Origin of the sequence: Microbacterium sp. NPDC059771 (genome assembly GCF_042732495.1) — a bacterium.
In the GTDB taxonomy this organism is placed as follows: Bacteria; Actinomycetota; Actinomycetes; order Actinomycetales; family Microbacteriaceae; genus Microbacterium; species Microbacterium sufflavum.
On record NZ_JBHWHK010000002.1, the window covers coordinates 201,447 to 219,605 of the forward strand.

Sequence of the window (18,159 nt, forward strand, 5' to 3'; positions counted from 1 at the left end):
CATGCCCGGGAGGGCGAGCAGCGAGGGAGCTGGATGATGCCGGAGCAGGCGCAGGATCGACCCGCCGACCACGTCGTGGTCACCGGGGGAGCGAGCGGGATCGGCGACGCGGTGGTGCGGCTGCTCCGCGAGCGCGGACTCACCGTGACGGTGTTCGACCTGAGCCCGAGCGCCCACGACGACGTGAGCTCCGAGGCGGTCGACCTGCGTGACGAGGCGGCGGTCGAGGCCGCGATGGAACGCGCCTGGCAACGCGCGCCCGTGGGCGGCGTGGTCGTGTGCCACGGAATCCGCGGGGCGTACATGCCCGCGCTGGAGATCGGCCTCGACCGGCTGCGGCTGCTGTACGACGTGCACGTCGTCGGGGCGCTCGCCGTGTCGCGGGCCCTCGTGCGGCGTCTCGATGGAGAACCAGGGTCGATCGTGATGGTGTCGTCGACCACGGCCTATCGCGGCTGGGCGAACCAGGCCGACTACGGTCCGGCGAAGGCGGCGGAGCGGCAGCTGATGGAGAACCTCGCGGTCGAGTGGGCGCCGCTCGGCGTGCGCGTGAACGCGGTCGCCCCCGGCCACACGCTCACCCCGATGGTGCAGGAGCTGGTGGCCGGCGGCTACGACCTCGCCGCGGTCGAGCGCCGCACGCCGCGCGGCCGTCTCGCCGATCCCGAGGAGATCGCCGCCGCGATCATCTGGCTGCTGCGCGATGCCACGCACGTGATCGGCCAGTGCCTGCCGGTGGATGGTGGCTGGACGGTCGTGGGCCGATGATGCCGCAGCGCGCGCTCGGCGACCTGCGGGTCTCGGCGCTCGGGATGGGCGCGATGACGCTCACGCAGACCCCGGAGTCGGATGTCGAGCGGGGCGTCCGCGCCGTGCACGCCGCGGTCGATGCCGGCATCACGCTGTTCGACACCGCCGACTCGTACGGACCGTCGAGCGAGATGGGCGTGAACGAGCGCGCCCTCGCCGCGGCCCTGCGCCGGCACCCCGACGCGAGGGACCGCGTGGTCGTCGCCACGAAGGGCGGCCACACGCGCGGGCCCGCCGCGACGTGGTGGGTGGACGGCACCCCCGCGCATCTCGCCGCCGCCGCGCGTGCCTCGGCGCGGCGTCTCGGACTCGACGCGCTCCCGCTCTACCAGCACCACCGGCCCGACGTGCGCGTGCCCTATGCGGACTCGATGGGGGCCCTGCGGCAGCTGGTGGACGACGGGGTCGTGGTGCGGGTCGGGGTGTCGAACGTCGACGTTGCGCAGCTCGACCTCGCCCGGGGCGTCCTCGGCGACGCGCTCGTGAGCGTGCAGAACGAGTACAGCTTCCTGGAGCGGTCGAGCGAGCCCGTGCTGCGGCGCTGCGAGGAGCACGGCCTGGCGTTCCTCGCGTGGGGTCCGCTCGGCGGCATGCGCCAGGCGAAGGCGCTCGGCGGGGCGGCGGCGCCCGTGGCCGAGGTGGCGGCGCGCTCCGGCGTCAGCCCGCAGCGCGTGGTGCTGGCGTGGCTGCTCGCACGATCGCCCGTGCTGATCCCGATCCCCGGTGCGAGCCGGCCGGAGAGCGTGCGGGATTCCGTCGCGGCGGTCGAGCTGACGCTGGACCCCGCCGACCTGCGGCTGCTCGACGGCGCCGGTCAGGCGGTGCCGGGATGAGGCTCCTGCAGCAGCTCGACCCGCACGTCGTCGGGCCCGAGCACGTACACGTAGCGGAAGCCGTCGAGCGGTCCGGCCGTCGCGGTCATGACCGCCGAGAGCGGGTGGTGGCCGAGCTCCGCCAGCCGCGCGAGGCTCTGCGCGATGTCGGGCACCGTGATCGCGGGGTGGGCAGCGCCGATGTGGCCGTTGTGCGGGTCGATGCGCGCAGCGTCGACCCCGCGGTACTCCGCGAGCTCCAGGAAGACGCCGTCGTCGAGCCGCACGAACGTGAGCAGGATCTCGGCACCGGGGCGTCCGGTCGCGGCCTCGACCGCGGGGCCGCTCTTGACCAGGGGGCCGGTCACCGTGCCGCCCGTCGCGGCGGCGTAGAACGCGGCGGCCGCCGCCGTGTCGCTCACGGTGATGCCCATGTGGTGCAGGCGCGGCATGCCGTCTCCCATCTCTCAAGCAAACGTTTGTTCGATTACTATCGCGGAGGAACCCCATGAGTGCAAAACCCGTCATCGACCTGACCGGACGCGTCGCCGTCATCACCGGCGCCGCCGGAGGGCAGGGCCGCTCGCACGCCGCTCTGTTCCACGAGCTCGGCGCCGACCTGGTGCTGACCGACCTCGACGGGGCGGCCGTGCAGGAGGTCGCGACCGCGTACGGCGATCGCGCGATCGGCCTCGCGCACGACGTCTCCTCCGCCGACGCGTGGGGCGCGGTCGCCGAGGCTGCGCGCGAGCGGTTCGGCCACGTGGACGTGCTGGTGAACAACGCCGGGTTCTGCCCCGAAGGACCGCTCGCGGAAACGGCCGAGCGCGTCATCCGTCTCACGCTCGACGTGAACCTCATCGGCCCCATGCTCGGCGTGCAGGCGCTGCTCCCGCTCCTGGGCGACGGCGGCTCGATCATCAACATCGCCTCGACGGCCGGGGTCGCCGGCTACGCCAACCGCGTGCCCTACTCGGCGTCGAAATGGGGGCTGCGGGGGGTCTCCCACGCGTTGGCCCGCGAGCTGGCGGGCAGCGGCATCCGCGTGAACACCGTGTGTCCCGGCGCCGTCGACACGCCCATGATCACCGAGGACACCCGGGCGGGGGTCGGGTTCATCTCACGCATCCCCATCCCGCGCGCGGGCCGGCCCGAGGAGATCTCGGCACTCGTCGCCTACCTCGCGAGCCCGGCCAGCAGCTACTGCACCGGACAGGACTTCGTCATCGACGGCGGTCAGGTCGCCTGATGCCGTCGTACGCGTTCGACGGCGTGGTTCCGGTGGTCGACCCGACCGCGTTCGTGCACGAGACCGCGAGCCTGATCGGTGACGTCGTGATCGGTCCCGGCTGCTACATCGGACCCTTCGCGAGCCTGCGCGGAGACTTCGGTCGCATCGTCGTGGGGGAGGGGTCGAACGTGCAGGACTCGTGCGTCATCCACGCGTTCCCCGGTGCGGACGCGGTGCTCGACCCGCACAGCCACGTCGGCCACGGGGCGGTGCTGCACGGCTGCCGCATCGGGTCGTTCGCGCTGATCGGCATCGGGGCCACCGTGCTCGACGGCGCCGAGATCGGGGCGGACGCGCTGCTGGGCGCGGGTGCCGTGGTCACCGGGGGCACCGTGATCCCGCCCGGGTCGAAGGCGCTCGGAGCCCCGGCGCGGGTGGTCGGGCTCCTCGACGACGACGCGCAGGAGTGGAAGCGGAACGGCGTGCGCATCTACCAGGAGCTCGCCCGGCGCAGCCGTGAGACCCTGGTGGCGGTGGAGCCGCTGCCGGCTGCGGAGCCCGACCGCCGACGCACCACCTGGGCCGCGGACGCCGCGACCCCGCTGCACCGTCGACGCGCGGAGGGACCCCGGTGAGCACGGCCGAGTTCACGGACTGGCTCGACATCACCCGCACGATCCTGCGGTACGGGCGCTACGCCGATCAGCGGAGGTTCGCCGACATGGCGTCGTTGTTCGTGCCGGACGGGCGGATGCTCCTGTATCGGCCGCGTGCCGGTCACCCGGCCGAGACGCCGCGGGGGACGGCGGAGCTGGTCGCGGCGTTCGAGGCCCTCACGGCCTTCGTGGCGACCAGTCACGCGCTGTCTCCGAGCGATGTGGAGGTGCGAGGCGACACCGCCCGGGTGCATACGGCCTGCCTGTCGCACCACATCCGCGAGACCTCGGAGGGACGCATGCGCTTCACCCTCGCCGACCGCTACGACGACGACCTCGTGCGGGTGGACGGCCGCTGGCTGTTCCGCGAGCGCCGCAAGTACACCGACTGGACCGAGACCACCCCGCTCCGCCGCTGAGGCCGCCGCCAGGGCTGCGGTCAGAGGCGTGCGAGGGCCCAGGGCTCGGCGGCGGCGCGGAGCTCGCGCGGGGTGCCGAACAGGGTGCCGAGGGCGTGCGCGCGCTTGAACACCAGGTGCGCGTCGTGCTCCCACGTGATCGCGATCCCGCCGTGCAGCTGGATCATCTCTCCCGCGACCCGGGTGAGCGCTTCCGAGCACACGGCCTTCGCGATCGTGGCCAGCTCCGCGCGGTCGGGGGCGCCGGACGCGAGGGCGTCGGCGGCCGCGCGCGACGCGGTGCGCGCCACCTCCACCCGCACGTGCAGGTCGGCCATGCGGTGCTTGAGCGCCTGGAACGAGCCGATGGGTCGTCCGAACTGCACCCGCTGCTGCGCGTAGGCCACGGTGTCGTCGAGGGCCCGCGCCGCTGTGCCCGCCTGCACCGCCGCGACCGCCGCGAGCGCGAGCGCCCGCACGTCGTCGAGCACCGCGGGATCGCCGTCGCCGAGCGGACGGGCAGGGACCCCGTCGAACCGGAGGGTGGCGAGCCGCAGGGTCTGGTCCATCGTCGGGTCGTCCTCGCGCGCGACCGCCGCGGCGTCGAGCACCTCGAACAGGCGCGGGCCGTCGGCGGTGCGGGCCACCGCGACCAGCACGTCGGCGGGCAGCCCGTCCAGCACGAAGCCCGCCGTGCCGGTGAGCGTCCACGCCTCCCCGTCGGCCTCGGCGTGCACGTCGATGTGGTCGGGGGCGAAGCGTCCGGACGGGTCGGCCCACACGAGCGCCGCCGCCGACGATCCCTCCGCGATGCCGGGCAACAGTCGGGCGGACGCCTCCGCATCGCCCGCGGCCAGGATCGCCTGCGCCGCGATCGCGACCGAGCCGAGGTACGGCGACGGCGCGAGCGCGTAGCCGATCTCCTCCAGCGCCAGCTGCGCCTCCCGCAGTGTGAAGCCGGCGCCGCCGTGCTCCTCGGGGACGGCCATGCCGGCGATGCCGATCTCCTCGCAGAGCAGACGCCACAGGTCGGCGTCGAACCGTTGGTCCGACTCCAGGGCCCGACGCGTCGCCGCACTGTCGGCGCGTTGGCTCAGGATCCCGCGCACGAGGGCGACGAGCTCCTGCTGATCCTCATCGGGTTCGAAAGACATCACCGCTCCTTCGGAAGGATGTCGCGGGCGATGCGCGCCCGATGGAAATCCGGCGTGCCCCACGCCGCGGACAGCGCGGGCGCGAGGCCCAGCCAGATCCGCAGCGTGTGCTCGGCCGTGTAGCCGATCGCGCCGTGCACCTGCAGCGAGGTGCGCGCGGCGCGCAGCGCGGCGTCGCCCGCGGCGACCTTGGCGGCCGACACCGCCCGGTCCTCGTCGGGCTCGTCGGCGCGCAGTGCCGCGTTCCACACGAGCGGCCGCGCGAAGCTCAGCGCGATCCGCACATCCGCCAGCTGGTGCTTGAGCGCCTGGAACTCCCCGATCGGACGGCCGAACTGTTCGCGCACCTTCGCGTACGACACGGCCTCCGCGAGCAGCCGCTCTCCCGCGCCCACGAGCAGCGCGGCGGCGGCGAGGGCTGCTTCGTTCAGGGCCGCGTCGAGGGCGCCGGGCACGAGCGGGGTCGAGGCTCCCGTGGGGGAGAGCCGGGCGAGACGCCGGGTGGGCGCGACCGAGGTCAGCTCTGCGCCCGGCTCGCCCTCGTGCAGCGCGTCACCGCGGACGAGGTAGCGGTGCGTGGCCACGGCGGCGTCCACGGCGGCGGGAGCGACACCGTCGACCGCCGCGGTGGCGATGGCTCCCGCGGCGAGGGCCTGCCGCGTCCCGTCGTCCACCAGGGAGGGCAGCAGCGCGACCGTCTCCAGGTAGGGGCCGGGCACGCCGTGGTAGCCGAGCCGCTCGAACACCACCACCAGGTCGCCGAGGGTGCCGCCGAAGCCGCCCGCCTCCTCGCTCACCCGCAGCCCCAGCAGCCCGAGCTCGGCGAACTGCGCCCACAGGGCGAGCCCGGGGGCGGTGTCGCCGTCGGCCCAGGCACGTGCGACGTCGGCGCCGCCCGCGCCCTCCACGATCTCGTCGATGGCCTCCGCGAACGCGGTCTGTTCTTCCGTGGGCAGGAACCGCATCAGGCGCGCCTTCCGTCTCCGCCGCGGGGGAGTCCGAGGATCCGCTCCGCGATGATGTTCCGCTGCACCTCGTTGGTGCCCGCGTAGATGGGACCGGCGAGCGCGAACTGGTAGTCGTCGACCCAGCGCCCGCCGTCGACCGCCGACTCCCCGCGCAGCTCGGACTCCGGTCCCAGGATGCGCAGCGCGGTCTCGTGGATGTGCACGTCGAGCTCCGACCAGAACACCTTGTTGATGCTGCCCTCCGCGCCGACCGCACCACCGTCGAGCAGGGTGCTCACGGTCTGCCACGTGAACAGCCGGTAGGCCTCCGCGCCGATCCAGGCGTCCACCACGGCGTCATCCTCGCCGGTCGCGCCCCGCTCGGACTGCAGTGCGATCAGGCGGTCGGTCGCGGCGAGGAACCGTCCCGGCGCCCGCAGCGACAGTCCGCGCTCGTTGCCCGCGGTGCTCATGGCCACGCGCCATCCGTCGCCGGGAGCGCCCAGCACGTCCTCATCGGGCACGAACACGTCGTCGAAGAAGATCTCGGCGAACCCGGTCGTGCCGTCGAGCTGGGCGATCGCCCGCACCGTGATGCCCTCGGCGTCCATCGGGAACAGGAAGTACGTCAGGCCGCGGTGCCGCTGCGCTTCGGGGTCGGACCGGAACAGGCCGAACCCGCGGTCGGCCCACACCGCGCGCGAGCTCCAGATCTTCTGGCCGTTGAGCACCCATCCGCCGCGGTCGTCGTCGCGGCGGGCGGTGCTGCGGATCGCGGCGAGGTCGCTGCCCGCTCCGGGCTCCGACCACGCCTGCGCCCAGATCAGCGAGCCGTCGGTCATGGCGCGCAGGTACCGCTCGTGCTGATCCGGGGTGCCGTGCTCGAACAGGATCGGCGCGAGCAGGGAGATGCCGTTCTGCGCCACCCGGGTCGGGGCGCCCGCGCGGTAGTACTCCTCCTCGAACAGCACCCACTCCGTGATTCCGGCGTCGCGGCCGCCGTACTGCTCGGGCCAGGAGACGACGGACCAGCGGCCCTCCGCCAGCTCGGCCTCCCACGCGCGGTGCGCCGCGAAGCCCTCGGCCGTGTCCATCGAGGGCAGCGGTGTGGACGGCACGTGCTCGGTGAGCCAGGCGCGCGCCTCCGCGGCGAAGGCCTCCTGCGCGGGGGTGAGGTCGAGGTTCATCGGGATGCTCCGTCCGCGGTGTCGGCCTTGATGGTGCGCACGTCCACGCCGCCGAGGGAGTCGCCGCCCACCTCGGCGTTGTGCGCGTGGGCGGCGTGGTGCAGCCCGAACACGGAGTCCATGCCGGGGCGCAGGCCCTGCAGATCCTCCGCCTGGTTCACGGCCTTCTTCGCGAGGGCGAGCCCGAGTCGGGGCATGCGGCCGATGCGCTCGGCGAGCTCGAGCGTGCGCTGCTCCAGCTCGGACGACGGGACGACGTGGTTGACCATGCCGAGTTCGTGCGCGCGGGCGGCGGGCATCCGGTCGCCGGTGTACAGCATCTCCTTGGCCGCGCGGGGGTTGGTCACCCAGGGGTGTGCGAAGTACTCGACGCCGGGGATGCCCATCGCGACGACCGGGTCCTGGAAGAACGCGTCGTCGGAGGCGACGATGAAGTCGCACGACCAGGCGAGCATGAGCCCTCCGGCGATGCAGGCACCCTGCACCATCGCGATCACGGGCTTGGGGATCTCGCGCCAGCGGCGGCACATCCCCAGGTAGACCTCGGACTCGCGGGCGAAGCGGGAGTCGACGCCCTGGGCTCCGACGTGGTCCCACCAGATGACGGCCCTGCGCTCGAAGCTCTGGTCGATGTCGCGCTCGGGGGTGCCGATGTCGTGCCCGGCGCAGAAGTGCTTCCCGTTCCCGCCGAGCACGATGACCTTCACGGCGTCGTCGTCCACGGCGCGGGTGAACGCGGCGTCGAGGGCGTAGGTGACCTTCGAGTTCTGGGCGTTGCGATACTGGGGGCGGTTCAGCCGGATGATCGCGGTCGCGCCGCGCACCTCGTAGGTGACCACGGCGTCCGAGTCGTCGGTCATGGCGGGTTCCTCTCTGAACTCCCGGGAGCGAAACCAAACAATCGCTTGGTTTAGTTTGATACTATACGGGAACGGTCCGCCGAAGACCACGACTCGATGAGGAGCACAGATGGACGCGACGCAGCACGACGCGGACGAGCGATTCCGCGCCGAGATCCGCGGCTGGCTGGAAGAGAACCTCACCGGTCGCTTCGCCGCGCTGCGCGGCCGCGGCGGCTCCGGTCGCGAGCACGAGGACTTCGAGGCGCGCCTGGAGTGGAACCGGCACCTGGCCGCTGCGGGGTGGACGTGCGTGGGCTGGCCGGTCGAGCACGGCGGCCGCGGACTCAGCATCGCGCAGCAGGTCATCTTCCACGAGGAGTACGCCCGCGCCGACGCCCCCGCCCGCGTGAACCATCTGGGGGAGGAGCTGCTCGGCCCCACCCTCATCGCGCATGGCACGCCCGCGCAGCAGGCCCGCTTCCTGCCGCGCATCGTCGCGGTCGAGGAGCTGTGGTGCCAGGGCTACTCGGAGCCGGGCGCCGGATCCGACCTCGCCGCGGTGGCGACCAAGGCTCAGCGCACGGGCGACGAGTGGTCCGTCACGGGGCAGAAGGTGTGGACGTCCCTCGCGCAGCACGCCGACTGGTGCTTCGTGATCGCCCGCACCGAACCGGGATCGAGCCGCCACCAGGGTCTGTCGTATCTGCTCGTGCCGATGGACCAGCCCGGCGTCGAGGTGCGCCCGATCCTGCAGCTCACCGCGACCAGCGAGTTCAACGAGGTGTTCTTCGACGACGCCCGCACCGATGCCGACCTCGTCGTAGGCGGCGAGGGGAACGGCTTCCGCGTCGCGATGGCGACCCTCGGCTTCGAGCGCGGCGTCTCCACCCTCGCGCAGCAGATCGCGTTCCGCCGCGAGCTCGACGCCGTGATCGAGACGGCGCAGCGCACCGGCGCGATCGACGATGCCGTGATCCGCGACCGGCTCGTGCGCGCCCGCATGGACCTGGAGGTGATCCGCCAGCACGCCCTCCGCACGCTCGGCGGCGCCCAGGGCGACGGCGCCTCCGTCGCGAAGCTGCTGTGGTCGAACTGGCACCGCGCGCTCGGCGAGCTCGCGATGGAGGTCGCCGGACCCGAGGCCCTGCGGGTCGGCGCGGACTACGCGCTTGACGACCTGCAGACGCTGTTCCTGTTCAGCCGCGCCGACACGATCTACGGCGGTTCCGACGAGATCCAGCGCACCGTCATCGCCGAGCGCGTGCTCGGCCTACCCCGAGAGGCCCGCCCATGAGCTCTTCCGCCCCCGCCTACGTCCCCGGTCACGGCCTGCTCGACGGGAAGCGCGTCGTCATCACGGCCGCCGCCGGAGCCGGCATCGGTCAGGCCGCCGCGGTCCGCTGCCTGGAGGAGGATGCGGCGCTCGTGGTGCTCGGCGACACGCACGCCGGCCGCCTCGCCGAGACGCAGAGCGAGCTGGGTGACCGTTTCGGCGCCGACCGCGTGCGCACCGCCGTGTGCGACGTGACCGTCGAGGACCAGGTCGCCGCCCTCCTCGACCTCGCGGAGGACGGCGGCGCGATCGACGTGATGATCAACAACGCCGGGCTCGGCGGGTCGGTGTCGATCCTCGACATGACCGACGAGCAGTGGGACAGGGTGATCGACGTGACCCTCACCGGCACGTTCCGGTGCCTGCGCGCGGTCGGCCGCCGCATGGTCGCGGCGGGCACGGCCGGCGTCATCGTCAACAACGCGTCCGTGATCGGCTGGCGCGCGCAGGTGGAGCAGGCCCACTACGCCGCCGCGAAGGCCGGCGTGATGGCGCTCACCCGCAGCGCGGCGATGGATTTCGCGCCGCACGGCATCCGCGTGAACGCCGTGTCACCGAGCCTCGCGATGCACCCGTTCCTGGAGAAGGTCACCTCGCCCGAGCTGCTGGAGCAGCTGAAAGCGCGCGAGGCGTTCGGCCGGGCCGCGGAACCCTGGGAGGTCGCCAACGTCATGGTGTTCCTCGCCAGCGCATACTCCTCTTATATGACCGGCGAGGTCGTCGCCGTCAGCAGTCAGCACGCGTGAACCCGGAGAGAAGGAACACCATGGCAGAGGCATACATCGTCGACGCGGTCCGCTCGCCCGTCGGGAAGCGGGGCGGCTCGCTGTCCGGCATCCACCCGGCCGACCTCGGCGCGCACAGCCTGAAGGCGCTCGTGGAGCGGACGGGCATCGACCCCGGCGCGCTCGACGACGTGATCATCGGCGCGACCGACACGATCGGAGGACAGGCGGGCAACGTGGGTCGCTCCGCCGTGCTCGTCGCTGGCTTCCCCGAGCACGTGCCCGGCGTCACGATCGACCGGCAGTGCGGTTCGAGCCAGCAGGCCGTGCACTTCGCCGCGCAGGCCGTGATGAGCGGGACCAGCGACCTGGTGATCGCCGGCGGTCTCCAGAACATGTCGCAGCTGCCGATCTCCTCGGCCATGGTGGCCGGAGAGGCATACGGCTTCACCACGCCGTTCGCCGAGTCGCCGGGCTGGCAGGAGCGCTACCCCGGGCAGGAGATCTCGCAGTTCGTCGGCGCGGAGATGATCGCCGAGAAGTGGGACATCACGCGCGAGGAGATGGAGCGGTTCGCGCTGGAGAGCCATCAGCGGGCGGCCAGAGCGCAGGACGAGGGTCGGTTCGACGGCGAGATCGCCCCGCTGAACGGGCTCGACCGCGACGAGGGCGTGCGCCGCGACACCTCGCTCGAGCGCATGGCGGGCCTGCAGACGCTCACCCCCGGCGGACGGCTCACGGCTGCCGTGGCCTCGCAGATCAGCGACGCCTCAAGCGCGGTGCTCGTCGCGAGCGCGCAGGCGGTGAAGGACCACGGGCTCACGCCCCGCGCGCGCATCCACCACCTGTCGGTGCGCGGCGACAGCCCGGTGTTCATGCTCACCGCGCCGATCCCCGCCACGCGGTACGCGATGGAGCGCACGGGCATGAGCCTCGACGACATCGACCTGTTCGAGGTGAACGAGGCCTTCGCGTCGGTCGTGCTCGCCTGGATGCGCGAGACCGGGGTGCCGCACGAGAAGGTGAACGTGAACGGGGGCGGCATCGCCCTCGGTCACCCGATCGGCGCGACGGGCACCCGTCTCATGACGACGCTGCTGAACGAGCTCGAACGCACCGGCGGTCGCTACGGTCTGCAGACCATGTGCGAGGGCGGCGGTCTCGCCAACGTCACCATCATCGAGCGCCTCTGAGCTGCGCATCCGGGCCTGACGACGGACGACCCGCGGATGGCGTGCGTCCGGGCCCCGGGGGGCGCGGCTCCCCGGGGCTCAGGCGAGGACGCAGGAGGCGGCGGCGCGGAGGTGGGCCACGGCGTCGCGCACCACGCGGTCGACGAGCTCCTCGCAGCTGGGGAGGTCGTCGATCAGCCCCACCACCTGGCCGGCGGCGAGCATGCCCGCGGAGGTGTCGCCGTCGACGAGCCCGGCCTTCAGCAGCATCGGAGTGTTCGCGGCGAGGGTCATCTGCGTCCAGGAGCGCCCGGTCGCCTTCTTCATCGACACGGCATCCCGCACCAGCTGCGGCCAGCTCAGGCCGCTCAGCTTCTTGAACTCCCACGACCGGCGCAGCGTCGGCAGCAGGCGGGACACCCCGCTTCCGCCCTCCAGCCCCTCCACGAACTCGGTGCGCAGCAGGCGGTGGGGCATGCCGTCGGCCTTCGAGGTGACGACCGTGCCGTCCAGCCCGAAGTCGAGGTATCGCCGCTTCACGGCCTCGGGCACCGAACTGTCGCTCGTGAGCAGGAACCGCGTGCCCATCCCGACCCCGGCGGCGCCGTACGCGAGCGCGGCGGCGAGACCCCGTCCGTCGTGGAAGCCGCCGGCCGCGATCACGGGGATGTCGACGGCCGCGACCACCGAGGGCAGCAGGATCGAGGTGGGCACGGCGCCGGTGTGACCGCCGCCCTCACCGCCCTGCACCATCACGGCGTCCGCACCCCACGCCGCGACCTTCTCGGCGTGCCGCACGGCCCCGATCGAGGGGATCACGACCACGCCGTGGTCCTTGAGTCGCTCGATCAGCTCGCGTCGTGGGGCGAGAGCGAAGCTGGCGACCTTCACGCCGTGCCGGATGAGCAGTTCGACGCGCTCGGTGGCATCCCCGGCGTCGGCGCGCAGGTTCACGCCGAAGGGCCGGTCGGTGCGCTCGGTCACCTCGATGATCTGCCGTTCGAGCTCGTCGATGGTCATGGTGGCGGAGGCGAGGATGCCCAGCGCTCCGGCCTGCGCGGTGGCGGTGACCAGGCGGGCGCCGGCGACCCAGCCCATGCCGGTCTGCACGATCGGATGGTCGACGCCGGTCAGGCGCGTGAGCGGCGTGGAGAGCTGCGGGGGCGTGGTCATGATGCGATCACCTCTCGGTCGCGGAGTCCGCGGGGGTCGAGACGCTCGCGCACCAGGCGCAGCTCCTCGGCGGTGGGCTGCCGGGTCTCGGGGACGCCGGCGGGGATGTGCAGCGGGAAGCCGGTGGCCGCGACCACCCGGTCGAGGGTCACGCCGGGGTGCAGGCTGACGAGGGCGACCGTGTCGCCGGGGCCGGCCAGGTCGAGCACCGCGAGGTCGGTGACGATGCGGCGCACGTCGTGGAAGCGGTGGGCCCCGGCCGTGCGCGCCCTGGCCGGCCCGACGCCCGTGACCACGTCCACCCGGTCCACGAACACGCGCGGGCTGTGGCGGGCGACCCAGTAGCTGGTCGCGTGGTTGACGGTGTTCGTGGCGGCGGCCCTGGCGCCGAGCAGCTGCCGGGCGGGACGGTCGCGGTCGCCGATCGCGGACAGGTTCTGGTCGCCGTGGCGGTCGAGCTGTGCGGCCCCCATGATCACGTGGCGGCGACCGCGGGCGATCAGCTCGAACAGCTGCGCGTAGGGGAGCGGCGCCTCCGGCTCGCGGAACGGCTCGTCCACGGCGGGGGTGTCGGCGTACAGGGTGGCTTCGCCGTCGCTGAGCAGCAGGCCGGGCGCGTGCGTGAGCCGCGCGAGCCGCACCCCGACGGTGGGCACGATGCCGACGGGGCTCGCGAGGATCGTGCCCGCGCCGCGGAAGAGGTCGCTGCACGCGGCGATCGCGACCTCGGCGCGCGTGGCCGTCATGGTGTCGCCGCCTCACTCGTCCGCGGGGCGAGCTCGCCCGCCCGGAACCGGGTCAGATACGCCTCACGGTCCGCGGGCGAGGCGGCCGCGGCGGCGTAGGCGCGCTGCCCCTCCTCGTCGCGGTCGTGATGGGGCGGATGCGCCGTGAACCCGGCTCCGCCCGGGGCATGCACGATCCGGTCGGTGAGCGTGCGGTCGAGGAAGCGCGCCGTGGGGCCGAGCCCCGTCCACAGCGCGGCGGTGTCCACCACCTCCTCCACGCTCACCACGGTGTGCGCCGCCGCGCCCGCGAACAGGTCGTCGAAGAACAGGTCCGGCCCGAGGCACACGGCGGTGCCGGCGGCGTCGGCCCGGTCGAGGTGGAGCAGGGCGAGGTCGAGGGGCACGGCGGGCATCGCCACCAGCACCTCGGCGTCGGCGTAGGGCGATGTGATCGTGCGGATCTGGGGGTTGCGGCTGACGGCGTCCGAGCCCGCCCCCGCCCGGGTGGCCTCGAAGGGCAGGCGCCGGGCGGCGGCGCGGAGTCCGGCGACCAGCATCGCCTCGTCGTACTCCACGCTGCACACCGCGCCGGACTGCCGGGCGTCCGCGAAGTAAGGGTCGATCGCGATGCTGTCGAGCGAGACGAACCCGTGCACGATCTCGGACGCCTGGCCGGTGGCGCAGAGCAGGCCCACGTCCGGTCCGCCGAAGCTGACGATGCGCAGGTCGCGCGCCCCGGAGAGCACGATCTGCCGCACGAGGGCCATCGGCTTACGCCGTGAACCCCAGCCGCCGACGCCGATCGTCATGCCGTCGCGGATCAGCGGCGCGAGATCGGCGGCGGATCCGGCGGTGGTCATGTCGTCAGGTTCTCGCCGGTCGCGACGAACGCGTCGCGGTGCTGGTCGGCGACGCCGGCGAGGTTGAGCTCGAACGTGAAGCCCTGCTCGAACCGGTAGCTGCGGTTGACGTCGATCGGGTCGATGCCGTTCAGCGCCTCCTTGGCGGCGCGGATGACGCGCGGGTCCTTCGCGGCGATCTCCTCCGCGAGCGCGAGCGCGGTCGCGTCGAGGTCGGCGCGTGGCACCACCGCGTCGACGGATCCGAACTCCGCGAGACGCTGCGCCGTCACCGTGCGGCTCGTGAAGTACAGCGAGCGCAGCAGATGCTGCGGCACGAGGCGGGCCAGGTGGGTGGCGGCGCCGAGCGCGCCGCGGTCCACTTCGGGCACGCCGAAGGTCGCGTCGTCGGAGGCGACGATCACGTCGCTGTTGCCGACGAGGCCGATCCCGCCGCCCAGGCAGAAACCGTTGACGGCGGCGATGACCGGAACGGCGCACTCGTAGATGGCCTTGAACGCCTCGTAACAGCCGCGGTTGGCGCCGAGGATGCCGGAGAAGCCCTCGATGCGCTGCATCTCCTTGATGTCGACGCCCGCGTTGAACCCGCGGCCCTCGGCGCGGAGGATGACGACGCGGGTCTCGGCGTCGGCCGTGGCCTCGCGCATCGCGGCGGCCACGTCGAACCACCCGGCGACGGGGAGTGCGTTCACCGGCGGGTAGTCCATCGTGACGGTGCGGACGCCGCGAGGGTGCAGGGTGGAAGTGATCGTCATCGGACACCTAACCTAACGTTTGCTCAAGCACCCTAGCAGTTGCTTGGTTATCGACGGAACCCTCACCGTGCATTTGCCCTAGCAATTGCTTGGTTGGTATGCTCGGGCGCATCCCACCCGCGTCCGCCGACGCCGCTCGAAGGAGAGTCGACCATGGCAGGAATACTCGAAGGCCGCGTGGCCGTCGTCACCGGTGCTGGTCGCGGCCTCGGCCGAGAGCACGCGCTGGAGCTCGCGCGCCAGGGGGCGAAGGTGGTCGTGAATGACCTCGGCACGACCCTCGACGGTGACGGCGTCTCGGTCGGTCCGGCGCAGGAGGTCGTCGAGCTCATCGAGGCCGCCGGGGGAGAGGCGATCGCGAACGGCGCCGACATCGCCGACTTCGCGCAGGCCGGGGCCCTCGTCGAGCAGGCGCTCACGGCGTTCGGACGACTGGACATCCTCGTGAACAACGCCGGGTTCGTGCGCGACCGCATGCTGGTCAACGCCGGCGAGGACGAGTGGGACGCGGTGATCCGCGTGCACCTCAAGGGGCACTTCGCGCCGCTGCGCCACGCGAGCGCGCACTGGCGTGCCGAGGCCAAGGCCGGGCGGCAGCCGGTCGCCCGCGTCGTGAACACCTCGTCCGGCGCCGGGCTCCAGGGCAGCATCGGGCAGGCGGCCTACTCCGCCGCGAAGGGCGGCATCGCCTCCCTCACCCTCGTGGCCGCCGCCGAGCTGCAGCGGTACGGCGTGCACGTCAACGCGATCGCCCCATCCGCCCGCACGCGCATGACCGAGGGGCCCTTCGCCGACGCGATGGCCGCGCCCGCGGACGGCTTCGATCGCATGGACCCGGCGAACGTCTCGCCCGTGGTCGCATGGCTCGCCAGCGCGGACTGCGACGTCACCGGCCGCGTGCTGGAGATCGAGGGCGGCCGCCTCTGCCTGGAGGAGGGATGGCGGCACGGGCCCCGGCGTGACCGGGATCGGCGGTGGGACGCGGCCGAGGTCGGCGAGGCGGTGCGGGCCCTGGTCGCCGAAGCTGCTGCCCCCGAGCCGGTGTACGGCGCATGAGCGCGGGCGACTGGGCCGGGCGCGACCTCGGCGAGCGGACAGTCGGCTACGACGAGCGCGACGCGATCCTCTACGCGCTGTCGGTCGGGGCCGCCGCGACCGACCTCGATCTCGTGTTCGAGGACCGTCTGCGCGTGCTCCCGTCGTTCGGGCTGACGCTCGCGCAGTGGGCGCCCGACGTGCTCGCCGAGGCGGGGGCGTTCGACGACCGCGCCGTGCACGGCTCGCAGACGCTGGAGGTGCACCGGCCGCTGCCGCGCTCGGGCGAGCTGCGGCTGTCCGCCCGCGTTGGCGACGTGTGGGACAAGGGTTCCGCGGCCGTGTTCGACGTGATCGTGGAGTGCGCCGAGTTCACCGCGACCTGGTCACTGTTCGCGCCCGGTGCGGGCGGGTTCGGTGGGGGACGGGGCCCGGCGCGGGCTGCCACCGACGAGCGACCGGTGGGTGCGACGGCCGCCGTGACGACGTTCCCGACGCAGGCCGCCCTGTACCGGCTGACCGGCGACCGCCACCACATCCACATCGATCCCGCGGCGTCCGCGCGGATCGGGCAGACCGTGCCGATCCTCCAGGGGCTGTGCACGCTCGCCGCCACCACCCTCGTCCTCGCTTCCGAGCAGGGCGCGCATCCGGCCGACCTCCGCTCGCTACGGGGCCGGTTCAGCGGTCCGGTCATCCCGGGCGATGTGCTCGAGGTCGAGTCGTGGCACGGCGGCGACTTCGAGTTGCGGCGCGACGGGACGCCCGTGATCTCCGACGGCCGGGCGGTGTTCGCATGAGCCGGGTGCTGGTGGTCGGCGCGACCGGGATGATCGGCAGTCACGTCGCCGCCGACCTCGCCGCGCGCGGTGACGCGGTGACCGTGATGGCGCGGCGCGAGCCGTCCGAGCGCGACCCCCGGGCCATCGCCGGGATGCCGCGCCTCCGGGGCGACTACACCGACGCCGGGTCCGCCGCGCTGCTCGACGGTTTCGACGCGGTCGTGTTCGCGGCGGGCAACGACATCCGCCACGTGCCCGCCGCGCAGGAGGACGACGCGTTCTGGGAGCGCACGCAGAGCGTCGGGGTGCCGCGCTTCGCCGCGCTCGCGAAGACCGCGGGCGTCGGCCGGTTCGTGCAGATCGGCAGCTACTACCACCAGCTGCACCCGGAGTGGGCGGAGCGGATCCCCTACGTGGCGGCGCGGCGCGACGCCGACGAGCGCACCCGCGCCCTGAGCGACGACGGTTTCGCGGCGATCACCCTGAACCCGCCGTCGATCGTCGGCGCCGATGAGCGCGGCCTGCGGCGGTTCGCCCGCATGATCGCGTGGACGCGCGGCGAGCTCGACGAACCCGCGCTGTTCGCCCCGCCCGGCGGCACCAACTACCTGTCGGTGCGCTCGCTCTCGCAGGCCGTGCAGGGCGCGCTCGATGCGGGCGAAGGCGGGCGGGCCTACCTGGTGGGCGACGCGAACCTCACGTATCGCGACTACTTCCAGCTGCTCGCCGACGCCGCCGGCAGCGCGCACACGATCGAGGAGCGCGACGAGGAGCATCCGTTCCAGCCCGACCGCTTCATCGTGCAGGGCCGCGGCGCGGTGATCGCGTACGAGCCGGACCCCGCGGAGACCGCCCTGCTCGGCTACGACCGGGGCGATGTCGAGCGCGCGCTGGCGGAGATCGTCACCGCGGCGGACGCGCAGCGCTGAGCCGCTCCCACAGCACGGCCGTCGCGGCGAGAGTGTCGGCGAGGGTGCCGTCCGTGCGCAGCACCTCGTTGGCGATCGCGATCCGGTCGGCCTCGGCGCCCTGTGCGCGGAGCCGCCGCTCGGCCTCGGCCGCATCGTGCCCCCGCTCCTCCCGCAACCGTCGCAGGCGCATGGCCTCGGCGGCCTCGACCGTCACGACCCGGTCGTACGTCCAGGGCAGGGGGGCGGTGGTGCGGCTGAGCAGCGGGATCTCGTGCACCACGACACCCGGTTCGCGGCGGGCCTCGGCGATGCGCGCAGCCACCTCGGCCAGCAGAGCCGGGCGCAGCAGGGCGTTGTAGCGGGAGAGGAGGGCGGGATCGTCGAACACGCGTGCCGCGACCGCCGCCCGGTCGAGAGACCCGTCCGCCGTGCGGACCTCGGCCCCGAGCAGCGCCGTGATCCGGTCGAGCAGCGCCGCGCCGTCCGTGGTGCCGGGATCGACGATGGCACGGGCGGCCGCGTCACCGTCCACGATGCGGGCACCGTGCGCGGCCAGGGCGCGCGCGACCGTGCTCTTCCCCGCGGCGATCCCGCCCGTGAGTCCGACCAGGATCGCCGCCGTCACGAGGGTTCTCCCGGTCGCGACGC

General features: G+C 73.3%; 21 protein-coding genes. 11 read left to right on the forward strand and 10 right to left on the reverse strand.

All coding sequences use genetic code 11. The features are described from left to right. The first annotated feature begins 33 nt into the window (after positions 1-33). Together ACFV3I_RS14705 and ACFV3I_RS14710 are read left to right on the forward strand one after the other, a co-directional pair. Entirely contained in the window at positions 34-768 is a 735-nt protein-coding gene (locus tag ACFV3I_RS14705) for an SDR family NAD(P)-dependent oxidoreductase (protein ID WP_205812726.1), read from the forward strand. Beyond that, on the forward strand, positions 765-1,643 hold the full coding sequence (locus ACFV3I_RS14710; RefSeq protein ID WP_308194334.1) for an aldo/keto reductase: 879 nt from the start codon (positions 765-767) through the stop codon (positions 1,641-1,643). Before ACFV3I_RS14705 ends, ACFV3I_RS14710 begins: the two co-directional genes overlap by 4 nt. Here the strand turns inward: ACFV3I_RS14710 and ACFV3I_RS14715 are convergent. Next, the gene (locus tag ACFV3I_RS14715; protein ID WP_136034090.1) at positions 1,625-2,086 is read right to left on the reverse strand and encodes a VOC family protein; all 462 of its coding nucleotides are present in this window, start codon (positions 2,084-2,086) and stop codon (positions 1,625-1,627) included. The two genes, ACFV3I_RS14710 and ACFV3I_RS14715, sit on opposite strands and share 19 nt — an antisense overlap. Positions 2,087-2,130: 44 nt before the next feature. On the opposite strand from ACFV3I_RS14715, the gene ACFV3I_RS14720 reads away from it, so the two are divergent. Genes ACFV3I_RS14720 through ACFV3I_RS14730 form a run of 3 tightly spaced genes read left to right on the forward strand, consistent with a single transcriptional unit; the run spans position 2,131 to position 3,928 of the window. Further along, the gene (locus ACFV3I_RS14720) at positions 2,131-2,871 is read left to right on the forward strand and encodes an SDR family oxidoreductase (RefSeq protein ID WP_206252610.1); all 741 of its coding nucleotides are present in this window, start codon (positions 2,131-2,133) and stop codon (positions 2,869-2,871) included. Further along, positions 2,871-3,488 (forward strand): gamma carbonic anhydrase family protein, encoded by a 618-nt coding sequence (locus ACFV3I_RS14725; RefSeq protein ID WP_378823397.1) that lies wholly within the window; start codon positions 2,871-2,873, stop codon positions 3,486-3,488. Before ACFV3I_RS14720 ends, ACFV3I_RS14725 begins: the two co-directional genes overlap by 1 nt. Further along, complete coding sequence (locus ACFV3I_RS14730; protein WP_378823399.1) at positions 3,485-3,928, forward strand: nuclear transport factor 2 family protein; 444 nt, start codon at positions 3,485-3,487, stop codon at positions 3,926-3,928. The genes ACFV3I_RS14725 and ACFV3I_RS14730 overlap by 4 nt, the downstream gene beginning before the upstream one ends. A gap of 20 nt (positions 3,929-3,948) precedes the next feature. On the opposite strand, the gene ACFV3I_RS14735 is transcribed toward ACFV3I_RS14730, so the two are convergent. Genes ACFV3I_RS14735 through ACFV3I_RS14750 form a run of 4 tightly spaced genes read right to left on the reverse strand, consistent with a single transcriptional unit; the run spans position 3,949 to position 8,055 of the window. Then, complete coding sequence (locus ACFV3I_RS14735) at positions 3,949-5,061, reverse strand: acyl-CoA dehydrogenase family protein (protein ID WP_136034098.1); 1,113 nt, start codon at positions 5,059-5,061, stop codon at positions 3,949-3,951. Next, positions 5,061-6,026, reverse strand: a complete 966-nt coding sequence (locus tag ACFV3I_RS14740; RefSeq protein ID WP_247982243.1) for an acyl-CoA dehydrogenase family protein — start codon at positions 6,024-6,026, stop codon at positions 5,061-5,063. Before ACFV3I_RS14740 ends, ACFV3I_RS14735 begins: the two co-directional genes overlap by 1 nt. Beyond that, positions 6,026-7,195: an acyl-CoA dehydrogenase family protein gene (locus ACFV3I_RS14745; RefSeq protein ID WP_136034102.1), complete on the reverse strand. Its 1,170-nt coding sequence runs from the start codon at positions 7,193-7,195 to the stop codon at positions 6,026-6,028. The genes ACFV3I_RS14740 and ACFV3I_RS14745 overlap by 1 nt, the downstream gene beginning before the upstream one ends. After that, on the reverse strand, positions 7,192-8,055 hold the full coding sequence (locus ACFV3I_RS14750) for an enoyl-CoA hydratase (RefSeq protein ID WP_136034104.1): 864 nt from the start codon (positions 8,053-8,055) through the stop codon (positions 7,192-7,194). The genes ACFV3I_RS14745 and ACFV3I_RS14750 overlap by 4 nt, the downstream gene beginning before the upstream one ends. 109 nt (positions 8,056-8,164) lie before the next feature. On the opposite strand from ACFV3I_RS14750, the gene ACFV3I_RS14755 reads away from it, so the two are divergent. The 3 genes from ACFV3I_RS14755 to ACFV3I_RS14765 are packed head-to-tail and all read left to right on the forward strand — an operon-like array spanning position 8,165 to position 11,288. Continuing rightward, a complete protein-coding gene (locus ACFV3I_RS14755; RefSeq protein WP_136034106.1) occupies positions 8,165-9,331 on the forward strand; it encodes an acyl-CoA dehydrogenase family protein in 1,167 nt (388 codons plus the stop codon). Further along, a complete protein-coding gene (locus ACFV3I_RS14760) occupies positions 9,328-10,116 on the forward strand; it encodes an SDR family oxidoreductase (RefSeq protein WP_378823401.1) in 789 nt (262 codons plus the stop codon). The genes ACFV3I_RS14755 and ACFV3I_RS14760 overlap by 4 nt, the downstream gene beginning before the upstream one ends. Positions 10,117-10,136: 20 nt before the next feature. Continuing rightward, complete coding sequence (locus ACFV3I_RS14765; protein ID WP_136034111.1) at positions 10,137-11,288, forward strand: acetyl-CoA C-acetyltransferase; 1,152 nt, start codon at positions 10,137-10,139, stop codon at positions 11,286-11,288. A gap of 78 nt (positions 11,289-11,366) precedes the next feature. Here the strand turns inward: ACFV3I_RS14765 and ACFV3I_RS14770 are convergent, their stop codons facing one another. The 4 genes from ACFV3I_RS14770 to ACFV3I_RS14785 are packed head-to-tail and all read right to left on the reverse strand — an operon-like array spanning position 11,367 to position 14,783. Beyond that, on the reverse strand, positions 11,367-12,440 hold the full coding sequence (locus ACFV3I_RS14770; protein WP_206252617.1) for a nitronate monooxygenase: 1,074 nt from the start codon (positions 12,438-12,440) through the stop codon (positions 11,367-11,369). Next, complete coding sequence (locus ACFV3I_RS14775; protein ID WP_206252618.1) at positions 12,437-13,186, reverse strand: CoA-transferase; 750 nt, start codon at positions 13,184-13,186, stop codon at positions 12,437-12,439. The genes ACFV3I_RS14770 and ACFV3I_RS14775 overlap by 4 nt, the downstream gene beginning before the upstream one ends. Continuing rightward, entirely contained in the window at positions 13,183-14,028 is an 846-nt protein-coding gene (locus tag ACFV3I_RS14780; protein WP_136037418.1) for a CoA transferase subunit A, read from the reverse strand. The genes ACFV3I_RS14775 and ACFV3I_RS14780 overlap by 4 nt, the downstream gene beginning before the upstream one ends. After that, positions 14,025-14,783, reverse strand: coding sequence for an enoyl-CoA hydratase family protein (locus ACFV3I_RS14785; protein WP_136037419.1), 759 nt, complete (start codon positions 14,781-14,783; stop codon positions 14,025-14,027). The genes ACFV3I_RS14780 and ACFV3I_RS14785 overlap by 4 nt, the downstream gene beginning before the upstream one ends. A gap of 153 nt (positions 14,784-14,936) precedes the next feature. Between ACFV3I_RS14785 and ACFV3I_RS14790 the strand changes: the two genes are divergently transcribed. From ACFV3I_RS14790 to ACFV3I_RS14800, 3 genes are read left to right on the forward strand one after another with little or no spacing between them, the layout of a single operon-like run. Continuing rightward, positions 14,937-15,839 (forward strand): SDR family oxidoreductase, encoded by a 903-nt coding sequence (locus ACFV3I_RS14790; protein WP_378823404.1) that lies wholly within the window; start codon positions 14,937-14,939, stop codon positions 15,837-15,839. Beyond that, the gene (locus tag ACFV3I_RS14795; RefSeq protein WP_136034123.1) at positions 15,836-16,618 is read left to right on the forward strand and encodes a MaoC/PaaZ C-terminal domain-containing protein; all 783 of its coding nucleotides are present in this window, start codon (positions 15,836-15,838) and stop codon (positions 16,616-16,618) included. The genes ACFV3I_RS14790 and ACFV3I_RS14795 overlap by 4 nt, the downstream gene beginning before the upstream one ends. Next, entirely contained in the window at positions 16,615-17,529 is a 915-nt protein-coding gene (locus tag ACFV3I_RS14800) for an NAD(P)-dependent oxidoreductase (RefSeq protein ID WP_136034126.1), read from the forward strand. Before ACFV3I_RS14795 ends, ACFV3I_RS14800 begins: the two co-directional genes overlap by 4 nt. On the opposite strand, the gene coaE is transcribed toward ACFV3I_RS14800, so the two are convergent. Then, positions 17,504-18,136 (reverse strand): dephospho-CoA kinase, encoded by a 633-nt coding sequence (gene coaE / locus ACFV3I_RS14805; RefSeq protein WP_240744653.1) that lies wholly within the window; start codon positions 18,134-18,136, stop codon positions 17,504-17,506. The two genes, ACFV3I_RS14800 and coaE, sit on opposite strands and share 26 nt — an antisense overlap. Between the last annotated feature and the right edge of the window lie 23 nt (positions 18,137-18,159).

Excerpts from the sequence above, each read along its gene's own strand:
- ACFV3I_RS14705 (WP_205812726.1), top strand. The coding sequence starts at position 34 with ATGATGCCGGAGCAGGCGCAGGATCGACCCGCCGACCACGTCGTGGTC.
- ACFV3I_RS14710 (WP_308194334.1), top strand. The coding sequence starts at position 765 with ATGATGCCGCAGCGCGCGCTCGGCGACCTGCGGGTCTCGGCGCTCGGG.
- ACFV3I_RS14715 (WP_136034090.1), bottom strand. The coding sequence starts at position 2,086 with ATGGGAGACGGCATGCCGCGCCTGCACCACATGGGCATCACCGTGAGC.
- ACFV3I_RS14720 (WP_206252610.1), top strand. The coding sequence starts at position 2,131 with ATGAGTGCAAAACCCGTCATCGACCTGACCGGACGCGTCGCCGTCATC.
- ACFV3I_RS14725 (WP_378823397.1), top strand. The coding sequence starts at position 2,871 with ATGCCGTCGTACGCGTTCGACGGCGTGGTTCCGGTGGTCGACCCGACC.
- ACFV3I_RS14735 (WP_136034098.1), bottom strand. The coding sequence starts at position 5,061 with ATGTCTTTCGAACCCGATGAGGATCAGCAGGAGCTCGTCGCCCTCGTG.
- ACFV3I_RS14740 (WP_247982243.1), bottom strand. The coding sequence starts at position 6,026 with ATGCGGTTCCTGCCCACGGAAGAACAGACCGCGTTCGCGGAGGCCATC.
- ACFV3I_RS14745 (WP_136034102.1), bottom strand. The coding sequence starts at position 7,195 with ATGAACCTCGACCTCACCCCCGCGCAGGAGGCCTTCGCCGCGGAGGCG.
- ACFV3I_RS14750 (WP_136034104.1), bottom strand. The coding sequence starts at position 8,055 with ATGACCGACGACTCGGACGCCGTGGTCACCTACGAGGTGCGCGGCGCG.
- ACFV3I_RS14755 (WP_136034106.1), top strand. The coding sequence starts at position 8,165 with ATGGACGCGACGCAGCACGACGCGGACGAGCGATTCCGCGCCGAGATC.
- ACFV3I_RS14760 (WP_378823401.1), top strand. The coding sequence starts at position 9,328 with ATGAGCTCTTCCGCCCCCGCCTACGTCCCCGGTCACGGCCTGCTCGAC.
- ACFV3I_RS14765 (WP_136034111.1), top strand. The coding sequence starts at position 10,137 with ATGGCAGAGGCATACATCGTCGACGCGGTCCGCTCGCCCGTCGGGAAG.
- ACFV3I_RS14770 (WP_206252617.1), bottom strand. The coding sequence starts at position 12,440 with ATGACCACGCCCCCGCAGCTCTCCACGCCGCTCACGCGCCTGACCGGC.
- ACFV3I_RS14775 (WP_206252618.1), bottom strand. The coding sequence starts at position 13,186 with ATGACGGCCACGCGCGCCGAGGTCGCGATCGCCGCGTGCAGCGACCTC.
- ACFV3I_RS14780 (WP_136037418.1), bottom strand. The coding sequence starts at position 14,028 with ATGACCACCGCCGGATCCGCCGCCGATCTCGCGCCGCTGATCCGCGAC.
- ACFV3I_RS14785 (WP_136037419.1), bottom strand. The coding sequence starts at position 14,783 with ATGACGATCACTTCCACCCTGCACCCTCGCGGCGTCCGCACCGTCACG.
- ACFV3I_RS14790 (WP_378823404.1), top strand. The coding sequence starts at position 14,937 with ATGGCAGGAATACTCGAAGGCCGCGTGGCCGTCGTCACCGGTGCTGGT.
- ACFV3I_RS14795 (WP_136034123.1), top strand. The coding sequence starts at position 15,836 with ATGAGCGCGGGCGACTGGGCCGGGCGCGACCTCGGCGAGCGGACAGTC.
- ACFV3I_RS14800 (WP_136034126.1), top strand. The coding sequence starts at position 16,615 with ATGAGCCGGGTGCTGGTGGTCGGCGCGACCGGGATGATCGGCAGTCAC.